Source organism: Streptomyces pseudovenezuelae, assembly GCF_001513955.1.
GTDB lineage: Bacteria > Actinomycetota > Actinomycetes > Streptomycetales > Streptomycetaceae > Streptomyces > Streptomyces pseudovenezuelae.
Window position 1 is genome coordinate 60,654 of record NZ_KQ948149.1, and the last position, 19,027, is coordinate 79,680.

Sequence of the window (19,027 nt, forward strand, 5' to 3'; positions counted from 1 at the left end):
CGGGACGCAGGAGCGTACGCGTCCACCTCAACGGGACCGGAGGACCCCGTTCGAGTGGGCCGATCGCGCGTCGCCGCCGTGGCACACGCCCGCGCTGGTAGCGGTGGTGCATGCCGCTCACCCCCCACCCCCGCACCGGCCCGGGCCCTGCCCACGCCGACCGACCCGGCCCCGACGCCCCCCGTTGCCGTACCGGAAGCACCCGACGGCGCAAGGCGGTCGCGCTGCTCGCCTCCGCCGTCTCCGTCTGCCTGCTCGCCGCCGGTGCTCCGGCCGAGCCGCTCGGCGTCGGCGACCGCCTGTTCCCGCACCTCGGCAACCCCGGCTACGACGTGGCGTCGTACGACCTCTCCTTCCACTACTCCGGCAGCAACAGCAAGCCGCTCACGGCCGTCACCACGATCGACGCCTGGACGACGACCGAACTCGACCGCATCAACCTCGACTTCGCGCACGGCGAGGTCCGGTCGGTGCAGGTCGACGGACGCCCCGCCGCCTTCACCGGCGCGGGCGAGGATCTCGTCATCACCCCCGACGATCCGCTGCCCCGCGGCAGCTGGACGCGGATCACCGTCCGGCACACGAGCGACCCCGTCTCCGCCGCGGACCGGGACGGCGGCTGGGTGCGCACCGCGGACGGGCTCGCCATGGCCAACCAGGCCGACGTCGCCCACCTGGTGTTCCCGTGCAACGACCACCCCTCCGACAAGGCGATGTTCACCATCCGGGTCACCGCGCCCGACGGTTACACGGCCGTCGCCAACGGGCTCCCGACGGACGTGGACCGCGTCGGCCGGGCGACCACCTGGACGTACCGCACCCAGCACCCGATGGCCACCGAGCTCGCCCAGGTGTCCATCGGACGTTCCACCGTGCTGCACCGCGAGGGACCGCACGGACTGCCCGTCCGCGACGTCGTGCCGACAAAGGACCGCGCCGCGCTCGAACCGTGGCTCAAGAAGACCCCCGGCCAGCTCGCCTGGATGGAGAAAAGGGTCGGGATCTACCCCTTCGAGACGTACGGCCTCCTCATGGCCGGCGCCGACACCGGCTTCGAGTTGGAAACCCAAACCCTCTCCCTCTTCGAGAAGGATCTCTTCACCGAGCCCGCCTACCCCAAGTGGTACGTCGAGTCGATCATGGTCCATGAGCTCGCCCACCAGTGGTTCGGCGACAGCGTCAGCCCCCGCACCTGGTCCGACCTGTGGCTCAACGAAGGACACGCCACCTGGTACGAGGCGCTGTACGCGGAGGAGAAGGCGGGCCGCACCCTGGAGGCCCGCATGAAGGCCGCGTACGGCGCCTCGGACCGCTGGCGCGCCGCCGGCGGACCACCCGCCGCGCCCAAGCCGCCCAAGCCCGGCCAGAAGATCAGCATCTTCCGGCCGAACGTCTACGACGGCGCTGCCCTGGTGCTCTACGCCCTGCGCCAGGAGATCGGCCGCAAGTCCTTCGAGAGCCTGGAACGGGCCTGGGTCCAGGAACACCGGGACGGCACGGCGTCGACCGCCGACTTCGTGCGCCTCGCCTCCCAGATCTCCGGACGCGACCTCGGCGGCTTCCTCCAGGGCTGGCTCTACGGCGAGAAGACCCCGGCGATGCCCGGCCACCCGGACTGGAAGGCCGTGGCACCCACCGCCGCACCGGTGAAATAAGGCGGTGACGAGACGCCCCGTGCCGTGCGACCATCTTCAGGTCGGCGCGGCACGGGGCGCGGGGGAATCTCCCGGAGTGCTCGTGCGTTGACTTCTACGACCGCCGAATCTGAATCCCCATCGACGTAAGGATCCAATGACCTCCTCTTCATCCCCTTCCCAGGACACGCAGCGCCTCGCGCACACTTACGCCGAAGGTCTTCGGGCCGATGCCCTGATGGAAGAGGACGTCGCCTGGAGCCACGAGATCGACGGAGAGCGGGACGGCGAGCAGTTCGATCGATCCGAGCGCGCGGCCCTGCGCCGCGTCGCCGGCCTCTCCACCGAGCTCGAGGACGTCACCGAGGTCGAGTACCGCCAGCTCCGTCTGGAGCGGGTCGTCCTCGTCGGCGTCTGGACCACGGGGACCGCGCAGGACGCCGACAACTCCCTCGCAGAGCTCGCCGCCCTCGCGGAGACCGCAGGCGCACTCGTGCTCGACGGCGTGATCCAGCGTCGCGACAAGCCCGACGCGGCCACCTTCATCGGCTCCGGCAAGGCCCTGGAGCTGCGTGACATCGTCGTCGAGTCCGGCGCGGACACCGTCATCTGCGACGGCGAACTCAGCCCCGGCCAGCTCATCGCCCTCGAAGACGTCGTCAAGGTCAAGGTCATCGACCGTACGGCCCTGATCCTCGACATCTTCGCCCAGCACGCCAAGTCCCGTGAGGGCAAGGCGCAGGTCGCGCTCGCGCAGATGCAGTACATGCTGCCGCGACTGCGCGGCTGGGGTCAGTCGCTGTCCCGTCAGATGGGCGGCGGCAAGGGCGGCGGCCTCGCCACCCGTGGTCCCGGTGAGACCAAGATCGAGACGGACCGGCGTCGGATCCGCGAGAAGATGGCGAAGATGCGCCGGGAGATCGCGGACATGAAGACCGGCCGCGAGATCAAGCGCCAGGAACGCAAGCGCCACAAGGTGCCCTCGGTCGCCATCGCGGGTTACACCAACGCCGGCAAGTCGTCCCTGCTCAACCGCCTCACGGGCGCGGGCGTCCTGGTCGAGAACGCCCTGTTCGCGACCCTGGACCCCACCGTCCGCCGGGCGGAGACCCCGAGCGGCCGTCTGTACACACTGGCCGACACCGTCGGTTTTGTACGGCACCTGCCGCACCACCTGGTCGAGGCGTTCCGCTCCACCATGGAGGAGGTCGGCGAGTCCGACCTGATCCTGCACGTGGTGGACGGCTCGCACCCGAACCCGGAGGAGCAACTGGCCGCGGTGCGCGAGGTGATCAGGGACGTCGGTGCCACCGGCGTGCCGGAGATCGTCGTGATCAACAAGGCCGACGCGGCGGACCCGCTGACGCTCCAGCGGCTGATGCGGATCGAGAAGCGCGCCATCGCGGTCTCGGCCCGTACCGGCCAGGGCATCACCGAGCTGCTCGCCCTGATCGACAACGAACTGCCCAGGCCGTCCGTCGAGATCGAGGCGCTCGTGCCGTACACCCACGGCAAGCTCGTCGCCCGCGCCCATGACGAGGGCGAGGTGATCTCCGAGGAGCACACCGCGGAGGGCACCCTGCTCAAGGTGCGGGTGCACGAGGAACTGGCCGCGGAGTTCGCACCGTACGTGCCGGCCCCGGTTGTGGCCTGAGTGCTGTAGTTCGAGTGCTGTAGTTCGTCTGACAGGCCCGCCCTTTTCGAGAAGGGGCGGGCCTTCGGCGTCTTCGGCACACCGGCGTGGGTGGTCGTGGTCGTTCGGGGACTCGGGCCTACCGTGAGCAGGAGCTGTCACCGGCCGGCGTACTTCTGACTGACCGTGTCGTACACCCCCTTGGCCACCTCACCCAGCCGGGGGCCGGCCAGCCAGCCCGCGTTCACCGGGCCGATCGAGGTGTTCGACACCAGCGCCGGCTCGCCGTCCGCACCCGTCGCCACCCAGCCGCCGCCGGACGAACCACCCGTCATGGTGCAGCCGATCCGGTACATCGTCGGATCCGAGGCGTTGATGGACAGCCGTCCCGGCCTGTCCTGGCACTGGTACAGCGTCTCCCCGTCAAAGGGCGCCGCCGCCGGATACCCGTCGACCGTGATGCTCTCCACCCGCGGCACCGCCGGCGCCGCGAAGTTCACCGGCAGGGCCGAACCGACCGTCTCCTCCAGTGACTTGCCGCTACCCCCGTTCTCCGGTGTCACATGGATGACGGCGAAGTCGTACGGGGCACCGGCCCCGCCGGTCGGACCGCCCTGAGCGATCCACTGGTCCGAGGTCCCCGCCCAGTCGGCCCACCAGACGCCGTAAGGAGCGAGCTCGTCCTCGGTCGCACCGGCCAACTCCCCTGCCGAGAACGCCTGGTCGTTGTACGACGGCACGAACGCGATGTTGCGGTACCAGCCGCCGCTCCTGCCCGCGTGCACACAATGCCCCGCCGTCCACACCAGGTTGGACCTGCCAGGGTTGGCCGGGTCGGCCACGACCGTCGCCGAGCAGACCATCGTGCCTTCGGGGGAGTCGAAGAACACCTTGCCCGCCTCGGGGACGGTGTCGTGGTACGTAGGCGATACGGCCTTCGCGTCCACCGGCGCCGGCTCCGGGTCGGTCACACCCTGGTCACCCGAGAGGTCGCTCTCCCGGACACCACGGTCGGGATCCTCGGCCTCCTGCATCCGGTCCGGGTCCCACAGACCCTCGATGACGGGGTTGATGTAGTCCTGGGCCTTGCGCAGCCAGTCGTCCCGGTCCCAGTTCTTCCAGGCCCCGTCCTTCCACTTGTCTACATCGATCCCGTGCTCCTTGAGCCTGTCCCTGATGTCGTCCGGGATCGTGATCTTGCCGTCTCCCTCGGACGCGGCTGAGGCGGAGGCCTGCGCGTTCGCGTCCGGGTCGTTCGAGCCGCAGCCGGTGGCGGTCAGCGCCAGCAAGGACGCGAGGGCCACGGCAGCCAGCACGGGGGAGACTCTGCGGCGCGCGCCCACTTCACCTCCACCCCGAACGGTCAACAACAGCAGTACGGATCGCATGCTCTGCCTCCCCCTGGTGCGGACGAACCCGGTGCCGGAACCCGGGACTCCCCGCTGACGCCCATGAGTTCACCCTCCGGCACCACGCCTCGGACCGGCATCGCACCCCATGCGCCCGTTATGGGGGACTTCCCGTCGAACCGCAACGGTTCCGTCATGTCAAAGATCTGCGGACAACCCGTAACCCGCCGAACGGTCCGGGGTTGGTAGCGGTGGGGACCTGCTGCCGGCGGACGGTTCGGTCCTCCACGCCCCCATCCCCGGATTTCTCCCGACAGTCGGGGCATCGATGTGCCGAGACGTCGAGCAAAGGGATACGGGGCTCCGTATGTCGGGGCGGGCGAGTCCGCGAGGGAACCGCTTGCCCCTGCGCAGCGCGACGACGGGAGCACCATGGCCATGACCGACACCGCATCCGGGGAGGCCATGGCGGGGCCCACCGCCGTCGCGGAACCGTCGCAGGCCCGCTCGGCGCACGAGGGGATCCTCCGGCGCCAGTCGGCCCGTGAGTCGGCCGCGCGCACCTACGCCCGCGCCCTCCCGATCGTCCCGGTACGCGCACGTGGCCTGACCATCGAGGGCGCCGACGGTCGCCGCTACCTCGACTGCCTCTCGGGTGCCGGCACCCTGGCCCTCGGCCACAACCACCCCGTCGTCCTGGAAGCGATCCGAAAGGTCCTCGATTCGGGCGCGCCCCTCCACGTCCTCGACCTCGCGACCCCCGTCAAGGACGCCTTCATCACCGAATTGTTCCGCACCCTCCCTGGTGGGCTCGCCGACCACGCTCGCGTGCAGTTCTGCGGCCCCGCCGGCACCGACGCGGTGGAGGCCGCCTTCAAGCTCGTACGCGCCGCGACCGGCCGCAACGGCATCCTCGCCTTCGCCGGTGCCTACCACGGCATGACCTCCGGAGCGCTCGAAGCGGCCGGTGACGCCTTCGACGTACGGGTCGCCCGGCTGCCCTATCCGCAGGACTACCGCTGCCCGTTCGGGGTCGGTGGCCCACACGGCGCCGAACTCGCCGCCCGCTGGACGCAATCCCTCCTCGACGACCCCAAATCCGGGGTGCCGCTGCCCGCCGGGATGATTCTGGAACCCGTGCAGGGCGAGGGCGGGGTCCTCCCGGCCCCGGACGAGTGGATGCGGCGCATGCGCCGGATCACGGCCGACCGGTCGGTCCCGCTCATCGCCGACGAGGTCCAGACGGGGGTCGGTCGCACCGGCGCCTTCTGGGCCGTGGAGCACAGCGGCATCTCCCCCGACGTCATGGTCCTCTCCAAGGCCATCGGCGGCAGCCTCCCTCTCGCCGTCGTCGTCTACCGCGACGACCTCGATGTCTGGGAGCCCGGCGCCCACGCCGGCACCTTCCGCGGCAACCAACTCGCCATGGCCGCGGGCACGGCCACGATGGCCTACGTCCGCGAGAACGACCTCACAGCGCGCGCGGCAACCCTCGGCGCCCGGATGCTGCAGCAACTTCGGTCGCTGGCACGGGAGTTTCCCGTGATCGGTGACGTGCGAGGCAGGGGACTGATGATCGGGATCGAGCTGGTGGAGGCGGAAGGGGAGGGAGTGGGGGAGCGCGCGGAAGGGGAGGGGCCTGCTGGACCGCTGGGCACGGTCGGATTCGGTAGCTCCGGTGGTGCGAGCGCGTCGGTGGTGCCCGAAAGCATCCCGTCTCCTCGCCCTGCCTCTCCCGAGCTTGCCGCCGCCGTCCAACAGGAGTGCCTCCGGCGTGGGCTGATCGTCGAGCTCGGTGGCCGTCACGCGAGTGTCATCCGCCTGCTCCCGCCCCTGACGATCACCGACGAACAGACGACCGCGGTCCTCGACCGCCTGGCAGACGCCGTGGCAGCGGTGGCCCGCAGTCACGGCCCCGCCGGCGAGAGGCAACGGCAGCGTCGGCGACGGAACCGGGGTGAGGGGATGGGCTAGTTGCCGGGGCGGCGATGTACGCCGGAGGGGCGGCGGGAGCTGGTGTGTTGGCTGGGGGTGGGGCCGGTGGATCGGCTGATGCTGCGGCTGTGGCGGATGGAGCGGCAGGGGCCGGTGTGTTGGCTGGAACGGCACAGAGGACAGGAAGCGCAGCCACGTCCTCGGCCGGTGCGACGGCCACAGTCGGTGTCGGAGCTGGGGCCGGGGTCGGCGATCGGACCGAGGCAGGGGTTCGGGTTCGAAACCAGCCCGGAGCCGGAACCGAGGTCGGAATTGGGGCCAGATCAGAAGCCGGAGCGCCGCCCCACCTCGCAGCCGCCACCCTCCCGCGCGCCATAGGCCGAGTCGCGCACAGCGCGCCAGCACCTCCGAGCGGCCGCCCCCATCACCTCGATGGCTCACCGATCCCCTCCCGAACACCATTCACCTCCCAGCGACTCGACAGCCCCATCTCTCACCAAGCCCCGACCAGCCGCCCCGGCACCGGCACCGGACCAACTCGGTCCCGGCGCCGACCCCGTTCCCCACGAGTCAGCAGCCCCGCCGAGGCAGACCCACCGAGGACCACCGAACTTGAACACCACCCCCACCCCTCACAGCCCCACCCCCACGCGCCCGCGCAACGACTCCGACACGTCCAACTCCTCGCAGCGTGGACCTCGTCCTGCCCACACCCCGTCCCAGGCCGGCCCGCCCGAACGGGAACGCCTGCGCGGTGCCACCACCGACCTCCTGTCCCACCCCGATCCACACACCGCGGCCGAAGCCGCGACCGTGGAGAATCTGCTGCGTTGCTGGGTCCGCGAGACCGGGCTGCCCGCCCCCGCGGACGGCATCCTCCGTGTTCCGCTCCCGGCCAGCGGCACATCCCTCCTCGTCCCCGTCCATTACTGGTCCCCGACGGGCTGGCACCGCTTCGGCCTCCCCCGTCTCGCCGACGCCCCCGATCAGGCCCCGCCGGCCGACGCAGTCACCGTCGCGGCACTGCTCACCCGTGAGTCGTCGGCGACAGAAACCCCCGCCGCCTCCGGCGGTGTCGAACTCATCGCCCGAGTGGCCGACTCCGTCCGTCGCACCGCCACCTTCGTCCGAGGGCGTCGCAAGGACTCCGCTGACGGCCCCGACTCCGTCCTCGACCGCGCCGACCTCTTCCTCACCGCCGAGCAGTCGCTCGTCCTCGGCCACCCTCTGCACCCGGCCCCGAAGAGCCGCGAGGGTCTCTCCGAAGCCGAAGCGGCTCTGTACTCACCCGAACTGCGTGGCTCCTTCCCCCTGCACTGGCTCGCGGTCGATCCCTCTCTCCTTGCCACCGACTCTGCCTGGACCGAACGCGGTCGCCCCGTCGCCGCCGCCCAACTCACCCGGCGCCTCGTCGGCCCCGCCCTGGTACTGCCCGACGGACACACGGCCCTGCCGCTGCACCCGTGGCAGCTCCGCGAGGTACAGCTCCGCCCCGAGACCGCCCCTCTTTTCGCCACCGGACTGCTCCGGGACCTGGGCGCCCACGGCGCCCCCTGGCACCCCACCTCCTCCGTACGCACTGTCCATCGCTCTGGTGCCCCCGCCATGCTCAAGCTCTCGCTGGGTCTGCGCATCACCAACTCCCGCCGTGAGAACCTCCGTAAGGAACTCCACCGCGGCGTCGAGGTGCACCGGCTCCTGCGCAGCGGCCTGTCCAAGGAGTGGCAGGCTGCCCACCCGGCATTCGACATCGTCCGCGACCCGGCGTGGCTCGCCGTCGACGGGCCCGACGGCAGCCCCGCCCCCGGAATCGACGTGGTGATCAGGCACAACCCGTTCACCCCCTCGCACGATGTCTCCTGCATCGCCGGACTCGTCTCACCGCGCCCCTACGCCCACCCCGGCCCCGCCGAGGGCCGCCCGGAAGCGGGCCGGTCGGTCTGGCGGTCCCGGCTGGCCGAGGTCGTCACCCGCCTGGCCGCCCGAACCGGTCGTCCCCGCGGAGCCGTGGCCGCCGAGTGGTTCCTGCGCTACCTGGAACACGTCGTCCGCCCGGTGCTGTGGCTCGACGGGGAGGCGGGGATCGCGCTGGAGGCGCACCAGCAGAACACCCTGGTCCTCCTGGACGGCGACGGCTGGCCCGCCGGCGGTCGTTACCGCGACAACCAGGGCTACTACTTCCGCGAGGCCCGGCGGGCGGAACTCGACGCCCGGCTGCCCGGCATCGGCACACTCAGCGACACCTTCGTCTCCGACGAGGTCACCGACGAGCGTTTCGCCTACTACCTCGCGATCAACAACGTCCTCGGCCTCATTGGTGCGTTCGGCTCCCAGCACCTTGCTGACGAACGGCTGTTGCTCGCCGCCTTCCGCCGCTTCCTCGCCGACGCGGCCTCCGGACCCACTCGACTGCGGACCACGCTTCCCGGTCGACTGCTCGACTCACCCGTCCTGCGCTGCAAGGCCAATCTGCTGACCCGCGTGCACGGCCTTGACGAACTCGTGGGTCCCGTCGACACCCAGTCCGTCTACGTCACCATCGCCAACCCCCTTCACGCCTGAGGAACATGACCTACCCCGCCTCCTGAGAGGAGCGCCCCCGTGTCTCGCAGCGACGCGACCACCGACGCCGTTTCCGCCCCCGGGCCCGACGTCGGCACTGGTACCTGTCCCGCCCCGGCCGGGGACGACACCGCCGAGGGCGCCGACCGGAGCACAGACCGGAGCACCGACCAAGAGGACACACTCGACCTGCGTCTGCCGGACGAACTCCTAGCGCTCTTCGAGACAGGACGGCCGCGCTCGGGCAACACCGATGTCGGAGCCGGGCACGAGCAAGAGATCCGGCGTGACAACACCTCACCGCCCACATCACTCACCTCGGCGGCCGACAGCGACCTGCTCGACGGCATCGCCGGGTGGGGTCCGATCACGACTCCGGTGGGCGTGTTCCAACTCGTGCCCGTCCGCGTCGAGCGGGACCTTCCCCTCGTCTGCCACTGGATGAACGACCCCGCCGTGAGCGCGTTCTGGGAGCTGGCCGGGCCCCAGAACGTGACGGAGGACCACCTACGCTCCCAGCTGGCCCACGACGGACGCAGCGTTCCCTGCCTCGGGGTGCTGGAGGGCACCCCGATGAGCTACTGGGAGATCTACCGGGCTGACCTGGATCCTTTGGCCCGCCACTATCCGGCCCGACCGCACGACACCGGTATCCATCTCCTCATCGGTGCCGTCACCCATCGGGCGCGCGGTCTCGGCAGTGCTCTCCTCAGAGCCGTCGCCAATCTCGCACTCGACAAGCGGCCCGCCTGTGCCCGTGTCGTCGCGGAACCCGACCTTCGCAACATCCCCTCCGTCACCGCCTTTCTGAGCGCAGGATTCCGCTTCTCCGCCGAGGTGGACCTGCCCGCCAAGCGGGCGGCCCTCATGATCCGAGACCGGTCACTGCGCGAACTGATGTAGCAGCACGTCATCACGCAATCACTTTTGGTACACCGCTCGCGCCGAGTCGGTTCCCACCCGCGGCCAGACTTTTTCGACGGGCTCAGATCGGACTACTTCCACCGCATCACCCACCGGCCGCCCGTGCCACCCACCGGCCCCCGCGCCACCCACCGGCTGCCGGCTGTCCATCGGACTAGATCCATCCCAGCCGCCTCCGGATCGAAGCCGCTCTCGGCCTGTTCCGAAAGGACCAGTCCCCGCCGAAGCCGGATCGGCCCCCCGATCCGCCCGCCATCCCGCCACCCCCCACTCCTCCTACTTCTCCCACCACACCCACGTCCCCGAGGAGCTCCCGGTCTTGATCCCACCCCTGGTCCCCGCCTTGATCGCCCCTTTGTCAGTGCCGGGCCGTAGGGTGGTCGCGCTATGACGAAGCCCTCACTCCCCGAACTCCTGCATGCTGCCGTCACTGCCGTCGGCGGTATGGAGCGCCCCGGCCAGGTGACCATGGCCGAATCCGTCGCGGACGCGATCGACGACGGTTCCCACCTGCTGGTGCAGGCCGGCACTGGTACCGGAAAGTCACTGGGCTATCTCGTGCCCGCGCTCGCGCACGGGGAGCGGGTCGTCGTCGCGACGGCCACCCTGGCACTGCAGAGACAGCTCGTCGAGCGCGATCTGCCGCGCACCGTCGATGCCCTGCACCCACTGCTGCGCCGCCGCCCGGAGTTCGCGATGCTCAAGGGCCGGTCGAACTATCTGTGTCTGCACCGCCTCCACGAAGGCGTTCCGCAGGACGAGGAGGAGGGCCTCTTCGACCAGTTCGAGGCCGCCGCGCCCAGCAGCAAGCTCGGTCAGGATCTGCTGCGGCTGCGTGACTGGTCGCAGGACACCGAGACCGGTGACCGCGACGACCTCACGCCGGGCGTCTCCGACCGCGCCTGGGCGCAGATCTCCGTCTCCTCCCGCGAATGCCTGGGCGCGACGAAGTGTGCCTACGGAGCCGAGTGCTTCGCCGAGATGGCCCGCGAGCGTGCCAAGCTCGCCGAGGTCGTCGTCACCAACCACGCGCTGCTCGCGATCGACGCTATCGAAGGCGCCCCGGTCCTTCCCCAGCATGAAGTCCTGATCGTCGACGAGGCGCACGAGCTGGTGTCCCGGGTCACCGGCGTCGCCACCGGCGAGCTCACCCCGGGCCAGGTCAACCGCGCGGTGCGTCGCGCCGCGAAACTCGTCAACGAAAAGGCGGCCGACCAGCTCCAGACCGCGGCCGAGGGCTTCGAGCGGCTGATGGAGCTCGCCCTGCCGGGCCGGCTGGAGGAGATCCCGGAGGACCTCGGCTACGCGCTGATGGCTCTGCGTGACGCTGCCCGCACGGTCATCTCCGCGATCGGGGCGACGCGCGACAAATCGGTGCAGGACGAGGACGCGGTCCGCAAGCAGGCGCTGGCCTCCGTGGAGTCGGTGCACGACGTGGCGGAGCGGATCACGAACGGTTCGGAGTGGGACGTCGTCTGGTACGAGCGTCATGACCGCTTCGGTGCCTCACTGCGTGTGGCTCCCATGTCCGTGTCCGGCCTGCTGAGGGAGAAGCTGTTCGCGGACCGCTCCGTGGTCCTGACCTCGGCGACCCTGAAGCTCGGCGGCGACTTCAACGGCGTAGGGGCGTCGCTGGGGCTCGCTCCGGAAGGAACCGAGGGCGAGGACCTGCCGAAGTGGAAGGGCCTCGACGTCGGTTCGCCCTTCGACTACCCCAGGCAGGGGATCCTCTACGTCGCCAAGCACCTCTCGCGCCCCGCGCGGGACGGCGACCGAGTGGACATGCTGGACGAGCTGACGGAGCTCATCCAGGCGGCCGGCGGCCGCACCCTGGGACTGTTCTCCTCCATGAGGGCGGCCCAGCTGGCTGCCGAGGAACTGCGGTCCCGTGTCCCGGAGTTCCCGATCCTGCTCCAGGGCGAGGAGACTCTCGGCGAACTGATCAAGAACTTCGCGGCCGACCCGAAGACCTGCCTCTTCGGCACGCTGTCCCTCTGGCAGGGCGTCGACGTGCCCGGGCCCAGCTGTCAGCTGGTCGTCATGGACAAGATCCCGTTCCCGCGCCCCGACGACCCCTTGATGAGCGCCCGCCAGAAGGCGGTGGAGGACGCGGGTGGCAACGGCTTCATGGCGGTCGCGGCCACGCATGCCGCCCTGCTCATGGCCCAGGGCGCCGGTCGCCTCGTACGGGCGTCGGGGGACCGTGGCGTGGTCGCCGTACTGGATCAGCGGCTTGCCACGGCGCGGTACGGCAGCTATCTCAAGGCGTCGCTGCCCGACTTCTGGTACACCACGGACCGTAACCAGGTCAGGAAGTCACTGGCGGCCATCGACGCTGTGGCGAAGGTGACGGAAGCGGCCGAGCTCGCGGCCGTGGCCGGGGAAGCGCAGGCGGAAGCGGAGTGATCGCGGTTGTCCCTGTCCCCCAGGTAGGGGACAGGGACAACCGCGATCAAGGGCCGTCCGTCACCGGGGTCGGACAGCACAGGGCCCCGGAACCGGCGCAGGGGTTCCGGGGCCCGGTCGCATCGGCGAGGCCGGTCGCGGGGCTCAGACGCGCCGCAGAACCGCAACTACCTTGCCGAGGATGGTCGCGTCGTCGCCGGGGATCGGCTCGTACGCGGAGTTGTGGGGGAGCAGCCAGACATGGCCGTCCTCGCGCTTGAAGCGCTTGACCGTGGCCTCGCCTTCGAGCATCGCGGCCACGATGTCGCCGTTCTCGGCGACGGGCTGGCGGCGCACGGTGACCCAGTCGCCGTCGCAGATCGCGGCTTCGATCATCGAGTCACCGACGACCTTCAGCACGAACAGCTCACCGTCACCGACGAGCTGGCGGGGGAGGGGGAACACGTCCTCGACGGATTCCTCGGCGAGGATCGGGCCACCGGCGGCGATCCGGCCCACCAGCGGGACGTAGGACGCGGCCGGCTTGCCCGCGGTGTCCGTGGGCTGCACGGAGGCGCCCTGGTCCGAGCCGCGCACCTCGTACGCGCGCGGCCGGTGCGGGTCGCGGCGCAGGAAGCCCTTGCGCTCCAGTGCCATCAGCTGGTGTGCGACGGACGAGGTGCTGGACAGGCCGACCGCCTGGCCGATCTCCCGCATCGACGGCGGGTATCCGCGCCGCTGGACGGAGTCCCTGATGACCTCGATCACCCGGCGCTGCCTGTCGGTGAGTCCCGAGCTGTCGGCCCGGATGCCTGGAGGTCGGCCCGGCAGGGAGCGCTTTTGCCCCTCCGGATTCGCGGCTTCGTTCATCGCATGCACCGGCTCGAGTCGGCCCTGGGAACGGTCCTGGGCAGTGATGGTGGCACTGTCTGCGGTCGTGGTCACGTCGGCCCCTCTCGATGGTCTCCCTGCTGGACAACGGTAGTTGCTTTCGAAAGGTTGCGCCAAACACACGTTCGAGTGAAAAATCGCGGTTCAGCTATCGCGATCATGTGTCTGGGTGTATGGCTAACGCGCCGCCTGCCGAACAAAAGGGCCCATTGCTGTACTCTTCACCGCCGGATGGCGACCTCGCGGGTTGTTGCCCCAGTCTGCCATCAGGTGTCCCCTCGGCCGGGTAGCGGCTCCCATCTGTGCGGGAATCCCACGTCCCCTCCTTGTGGCGCTCACGGTATCTCCGCATGCGGCGCAGCGATACGGCTGTGCGTCGTGTTCGCCGGGTGCCGGGACGGTCGTACGGCACAGGCCCATACGGGCGCGACACGCGTATACGGCGTGTATGCCGTGCCAATCCCTACATGTAGTGCTTGGATTGCTACAGCAGCCCAGAAGTTGTGGTCCCCCGGGTCTTCACGCCCGCTGCGATCGCCTATGCTGGGGGCTGCTTCGAGGGGCCCATGGGGCTCAGCGAGGCTATTGAGTCTGCTGTGAGGAGGTTGGGAGCCCATGCACTGCCCCTTCTGCAGGCACCCCGACAGCCGCGTCGTCGACAGTCGTACGACCGACGACGGCACGTCGATCCGCAGGCGCCGCCAGTGTCCGGACTGCTCCCGTCGTTTCACGACCGTGGAGACGTGCTCGCTGATGGTGGTCAAGCGGTCAGGAGTCACCGAGCCTTTCAGTCGCACCAAGGTCATCAACGGCGTGCGCAAGGCATGCCAGGGGCGGCCTGTCACCGAGGACGCGCTCGCCCAGCTGGGCCAGCGGGTCGAGGAGGCGGTGCGGGCCACCGGAAGTGCCGAGCTGACCACCCATGACGTGGGGCTGGCCATACTCGGCCCGTTGCAGGAGCTCGATCTCGTCGCGTATCTGCGATTCGCCTCCGTCTACCGGGCGTTCGACTCGCTCGAGGACTTCGAGGCGGCGATCACGGAACTGAGGGAAGACACGGGACCCCCCGCCGCGGACGACGAGGACCGCGGAGAGGCTGGGGGCGGCGACGAGGTCGTCCCGGGGAGCCAGGAAGACGATCGCGGGCCCGGAGGGACTGCTCAAGTCCCCGAGCCCGCCCGCGCCGCCGACTGATCGGCGGGCCGGGTCGGGCGAGGACCCCGGGCCGGCCGGACGGCGGCGAACCAGGACCTGTTGCGGGCGGTAGCGAGTGGGTGCCCGCAATACCAGACAGAACACCGTGCCACGGGAACAACGGGGCACTTCAGGGCGTTTACGCCCGTACAGGGAGGCGGCATGACAGAGACGGCGAGCGGTCCGGCACGGAGTTCCCGCGCCAAGGGCACCAAGGCGACTGCGAACAAGGGCCTGCGTATCGAGCGCATCCACACCACCCCCGGCGTGCATCCGTACGACGAGGTGGAATGGGCGCATCGTGACGTCGTCATGACCAACTGGCGCGACGGCTCGGTCAACTTCGAGCAGCGTGGCGTCGAGTTCCCCGACTTCTGGTCGGTGAACGCGGTCAACATCGTCACCAGCAAATACTTCCGCGGTGCCGTCGGCACCCCCCAGCGCGAGGTGAGCCTCAAGCAGCTCATCGACCGCATCGTGAAGACGTACCGGAAGGCCGGCGAGGACTACAAGTACTTCGCCTCGCCCGCCGACGCGGAGATCTTCGAGCACGAGCTGGCGTATGCCCTCCTGCACCAGATCTTCAGCTTCAACAGCCCGGTGTGGTTCAACGTCGGTACGCCCCAGCCGCAGCAGGTCTCGGCCTGCTTCATCCTGGCCGTCGACGACTCCATGGAGTCGATCCTCGACTGGTACAAGGAAGAGGGCATGATCTTCAAGGGCGGCTCCGGCGCCGGCCTGAACCTCTCCCGCATCCGCTCCTCCAAGGAACTGCTGTCCTCGGGCGGCAACGCCTCGGGTCCCGTCTCCTTCATGCGCGGTGCCGACGCCTCCGCGGGAACCATCAAGTCGGGCGGCGCCACGCGTCGCGCCGCCAAGATGGTCATCCTCGACGTCGACCACCCCGACATCGAGGACTTCATCGAGACCAAGGTGAAGGAGGAGGAGAAGATCCGCGCCCTGCGCGACGCGGGCTTCGACATGGACCTGGGCGGCGACGACATCACGTCCGTCCAGTACCAGAACGCCAACAACTCGGTCCGCGTGAACGACACGTTCATGAAGGCCGTCGAGCAGGGCGGCAAGTTCGGCCTGACGTCCCGTATGACCGGCGAGGTCATCGAAGAGGTCGACGCCAAGTCGCTGTTCCGCAAGATGGCCGAGGCCGCGTGGGCCTGCGCCGACCCGGGCATCCAGTACGACGACACCATCAACCACTGGCACACCTGCCCGGAGTCCGGCCGTATCAACGGCTCGAACCCCTGCAGCGAGTACATGCACCTGGACAACACGTCCTGCAACCTCGCCTCGCTGAACCTCATGAAGTTCCTGAAGGACGACGGCAAGGGCCACCAGTCCTTCGAGGTCGAGCGCTTCGCCAAGGTCGTCGAGCTCGTCATCACCGCGATGGACATCTCCATCTGCTTCGCGGACTTCCCGACGCAGAAGATCGGTGAGAACACGCGCGCGTTCCGCCAGCTCGGCATCGGCTACGCCAACCTCGGCGCTCTGCTGATGGCGACCGGCCACGCGTACGACTCGGACGGCGGCCGCGCCCTCGCCGGGTCCATCACCTCTCTGATGACCGGCACCTCGTACAAGCGCTCCGCCGAACTCGCCGCGGTCGTCGGCCCGTACGACGGCTACGCCCGCAACGCCCAGCCGCACCTGCGGGTCATGAAGCAGCACTCCGACGAGAACGGCAAGGCCGTCCGCATGGACGACCTCGACACGCCGATCTGGGCCGCCGCCACGGAGGCCTGGCAGGACGTGCTGCGCATCGGCGAGAAGAACGGTTTCCGTAACGCCCAGGCGTCCGTCATCGCCCCGACCGGCACCATCGGTCTCGCGATGTCCTGCGACACCACCGGTCTTGAGCCCGACCTCGCGCTGGTCAAGTTCAAGAAGCTGGTCGGCGGCGGCTCGATGCAGATCGTCAACGGCACCGTCCCGCAGGCCCTGCGCCGCCTGGGCTACCAGGAGGAGCAGATCGAGGCGATCGTCGCCCACATCGCCGAGAACGGCAATGTGATCGACGCCCCCGGCCTCAAGCACGAGCACTACGAGGTGTTCGACTGCGCCATGGGCGAGCGCTCCATCTCCGCGATGGGTCACGTCCGCATGATGGCCGCGATCCAGCCGTGGATCTCGGGCGCGCTGTCCAAGACGGTCAACCTGCCGGAGACGGCGACCGTCGAGGACGTCGAGGAGGTCTACTTCGAGGCCTGGAAGATGGGCGTGAAGGCGCTCGCCATCTACCGTGACAACTGCAAGGTCGGCCAGCCCCTCTCCGCCAAGACCAAGGAGAAGGAGAAGACCGAGGTCACGGAGAAGGCCGAGGCGACCATCCGCGAGACGGTCGAGAAGGTCATCGAGTACCGTCCGGTCCGCAAGCGCCTCCCGAAGGGCCGTCCCGGCATCACGACGTCCTTCACGGTCGGCGGCGCCGAGGGCTACATGACCGCCAACTCCTACCCGGACGACGGTCTCGGCGAGGTCTTCCTGAAGATGTCCAAGCAGGGCTCCACCCTTGCGGGCATGATGGACGCCTTCTCCATCGCGGTCTCCGTCGGACTCCAGTACGGCGTGCCGCTGGAGACGTACGTCTCGAAGTTCACCAACATGCGCTTCGAGCCGGCCGGCATGACGGACGACCCGGACGTGCGGATGGCGCAGTCGATCGTCGACTACATCTTCCGCCGCCTGGCGCTCGACTTCCTGCCCTTCGAGACCCGCTCCGCGCTCGGCATCCACTCCGCCGAGGAGCGTCAGCGCCACCTCGAGACCGGCTCCTACGAGCCGACCGAGGAGGAGGTCGACGTCGAGGGGCTCGCCCAGTCGGCGCCGCGCACCCAGGAGCTGAAGGCCGTGGCCACGCCGCGTGCCGAGGTCGAGGCGGCCAAGCCCGCCCCGCAGCAGGCCCACACCAGCGCCGAGTTGGTGGAGATGCAGCTGGGTATCCAGGCCGATGCCCCGCTGTGCTTCTCCTGCGGTACGAAGATGCAGCGGGCCGGTTCCTGCTACATCTGCGAGGGTTGTGGCTCCACCAGCGGTTGCAGCTGATGTGAGCTAGGCCGTCCAGGGCGGTGCAGTCGGATGCCGACTGCACCGCCTTCGGTTTTTTCCGTTTCTCCACAGGACGATCACACGTTAGGCTCCCCCCGCGCATGACCGGCGCGAACAGCAGGGCGGGGAACGTGGGGGACACGGGGAACATGGCTGAGCAGCAGATTGCCGATGCCGCAGCGGGTGCGGGAGAGCCGGAGAAGGGTTCGAACGAGTGGGGCCAGGCCATAGCGGCACTGGTGGTGGTCGGGGGTCTCGCGGCCCTTTTGTTGTCAGGGACCTTTCAGCAGAAGTCCAGCGACCCCGAACCGGCCGAGTGCCACACCTCGGACGACGCCCGGCCGTCGAAGCCCGTCTCAGGGGTGCAGTTGTGCTCGGCGCTGAACCGGGCGGACCTGCCGACACTGCTCGGCACTCCGACCGAGTACGCGATGACGGCCAGTGGCAAGGAGAGTGTGGGCGACTGGGCCGACGGCACCAAGACCGTCACGCCCGAGGCGGAGGTCCAGCTGTCCACCTACACCGTGAACCTCTCGACGTCCGACGACGACATCCCGGTGGCCGAGATGGCCGGCTTCCTGGGGAGGTCGGTGGAGAACAGGACCATAGGCGGGCACCCGGCGGTCCTCTACTCGGACCGGACCATCGCCCTCAAGTTCAACCTCGGCGGGGGCAAGGTCGACACCGGCCCCGGCGGGATCGCCCGCAGCCTGCTGGTGGCCAAGGACACCAAGGACGGCGGCGGCTTCTACGAGGTCTCCATATGGCGTCAGGACGACGTCCTGCCCGATGACCTCGCGCTGCTCCGCGTCGCCGAGACGGTGCTGCCGACGGTCCCGGGCTGGACCGCCGGCTGACACGTCACGCCCGGCCCATGCTCCGGGTGAACGTCGCGGGGTCGTCGTCGAAGCCGCTGATCCCCGGGTGGAAGTCCCAGGTGCCGGATTCCTGGCGTACGAACTCCCCGACCTTCGCGGCCGTGGCGCCGAGGACGGCGCCGAAGTCGTCCTCGGCCAGGACCGTGTAGCCCTCCCGTATGCGCAGGCCCGGATTGAGCACGCCGACGAAGGTGCGGTGCGCGGAGCGCTGCTGGATGACGGCGCCGACGACCACACGCGTGTACCGGGCGTCCAGCCGGTCGAGTTCGAGGGTCATGACCTCGTCCCAGCCGAAGCCCTTGCCGTCCTTGCTGTCCCGGTTGAGATAGATGGTGCCGTCGGGGGAACGGCTGTCGAAGTGCACCACATAGGCGGGATCGCCGTACGGATCGCCCGCCACGTAGGTCGCCGCGACGATGTCCAGGTCGGTGGCCGGCTGCCCCGCCGGACTCGGATCCCACTTGAGCGCGACCTCGACCTTGCGGATCCCCTTGTTGATGCCGCTCACCAGATCTCCCCTTCCCCCTGTGGCCACGGTCCGAACTGCCGGTCAGGCAGGACCGGTTGTCCATCCTG

General features: G+C 69.5%; 12 protein-coding genes. 9 read left to right on the forward strand and 3 right to left on the reverse strand.

The window, feature by feature from the left end; all coding sequences use genetic code 11:
* Positions 1-110: 110 nt before the first annotated feature.
* A complete protein-coding gene (locus AQI94_RS24655) occupies positions 111-1,655 on the forward strand; it encodes a M1 family metallopeptidase (RefSeq protein ID WP_031043058.1) in 1,545 nt (514 codons plus the stop codon).
* A 136-nt stretch (positions 1,656-1,791) separates the two neighbouring features.
* Positions 1,792-3,288 (forward strand): GTPase HflX, encoded by a 1,497-nt coding sequence (gene hflX / locus AQI94_RS24660; protein ID WP_031043061.1) that lies wholly within the window; start codon positions 1,792-1,794, stop codon positions 3,286-3,288.
* A 137-nt stretch (positions 3,289-3,425) separates the two neighbouring features.
* Here the strand turns inward: hflX and AQI94_RS24665 are convergent, their stop codons facing one another.
* Positions 3,426-4,655 carry a trypsin-like serine peptidase gene (locus AQI94_RS24665; RefSeq protein WP_031043064.1) on the reverse strand — a complete coding sequence of 410 codons (1,230 nt, stop codon included), beginning with the start codon at positions 4,653-4,655 and terminating at the stop codon, positions 3,426-3,428.
* Positions 4,656-5,081: 426 nt separating this feature from the next.
* Between AQI94_RS24665 and AQI94_RS24670 the strand changes: the two genes are divergently transcribed.
* From AQI94_RS24670 to AQI94_RS24685, 4 genes are all read left to right on the forward strand, one after another.
* A complete protein-coding gene (locus AQI94_RS24670) occupies positions 5,082-6,590 on the forward strand; it encodes a diaminobutyrate--2-oxoglutarate transaminase family protein (protein ID WP_037942001.1) in 1,509 nt (502 codons plus the stop codon).
* Between the two features lie 573 nt (positions 6,591-7,163).
* Entirely contained in the window at positions 7,164-9,113 is a 1,950-nt protein-coding gene (locus AQI94_RS24675) for an IucA/IucC family protein (protein ID WP_031043082.1), read from the forward strand.
* Between the two features lie 39 nt (positions 9,114-9,152).
* Positions 9,153-10,016 carry a GNAT family N-acetyltransferase gene (locus AQI94_RS24680; RefSeq protein ID WP_031043085.1) on the forward strand — a complete coding sequence of 288 codons (864 nt, stop codon included), beginning with the start codon at positions 9,153-9,155 and terminating at the stop codon, positions 10,014-10,016.
* 408 nt (positions 10,017-10,424) lie between these two features.
* Positions 10,425-12,443: an ATP-dependent DNA helicase gene (locus tag AQI94_RS24685; protein ID WP_031043089.1), complete on the forward strand. Its 2,019-nt coding sequence runs from the start codon at positions 10,425-10,427 to the stop codon at positions 12,441-12,443.
* A gap of 144 nt (positions 12,444-12,587) precedes the next feature.
* Here AQI94_RS24685 and lexA read toward each other — a convergent pair whose 3' ends face one another.
* On the reverse strand, positions 12,588-13,367 hold the full coding sequence (gene lexA, locus AQI94_RS24690; protein WP_031043090.1) for a transcriptional repressor LexA: 780 nt from the start codon (positions 13,365-13,367) through the stop codon (positions 12,588-12,590).
* Positions 13,368-13,928: 561 nt separating this feature from the next.
* Between lexA and nrdR the strand changes: the two genes are divergently transcribed.
* The 3 genes from nrdR (at position 13,929) to AQI94_RS24705 (ending at position 18,430) form a co-directional block, all read left to right on the forward strand.
* Complete coding sequence (gene nrdR, locus AQI94_RS24695) at positions 13,929-14,507, forward strand: transcriptional regulator NrdR (protein ID WP_031043092.1); 579 nt, start codon at positions 13,929-13,931, stop codon at positions 14,505-14,507.
* Between the two features lie 162 nt (positions 14,508-14,669).
* Positions 14,670-17,570 carry a vitamin B12-dependent ribonucleotide reductase gene (locus tag AQI94_RS24700; protein WP_031043096.1) on the forward strand — a complete coding sequence of 967 codons (2,901 nt, stop codon included), beginning with the start codon at positions 14,670-14,672 and terminating at the stop codon, positions 17,568-17,570.
* A 152-nt stretch (positions 17,571-17,722) separates the two neighbouring features.
* On the forward strand, positions 17,723-18,430 hold the full coding sequence (locus tag AQI94_RS24705; RefSeq protein ID WP_051832071.1) for a DUF6215 domain-containing protein: 708 nt from the start codon (positions 17,723-17,725) through the stop codon (positions 18,428-18,430).
* A gap of 4 nt (positions 18,431-18,434) precedes the next feature.
* On the opposite strand, the gene AQI94_RS24710 is transcribed toward AQI94_RS24705, so the two are convergent.
* Positions 18,435-18,986 carry a TerD family protein gene (locus AQI94_RS24710; RefSeq protein ID WP_225890257.1) on the reverse strand — a complete coding sequence of 184 codons (552 nt, stop codon included), beginning with the start codon at positions 18,984-18,986 and terminating at the stop codon, positions 18,435-18,437.
* Positions 18,987-19,027: the final 41 nt, after the last annotated feature.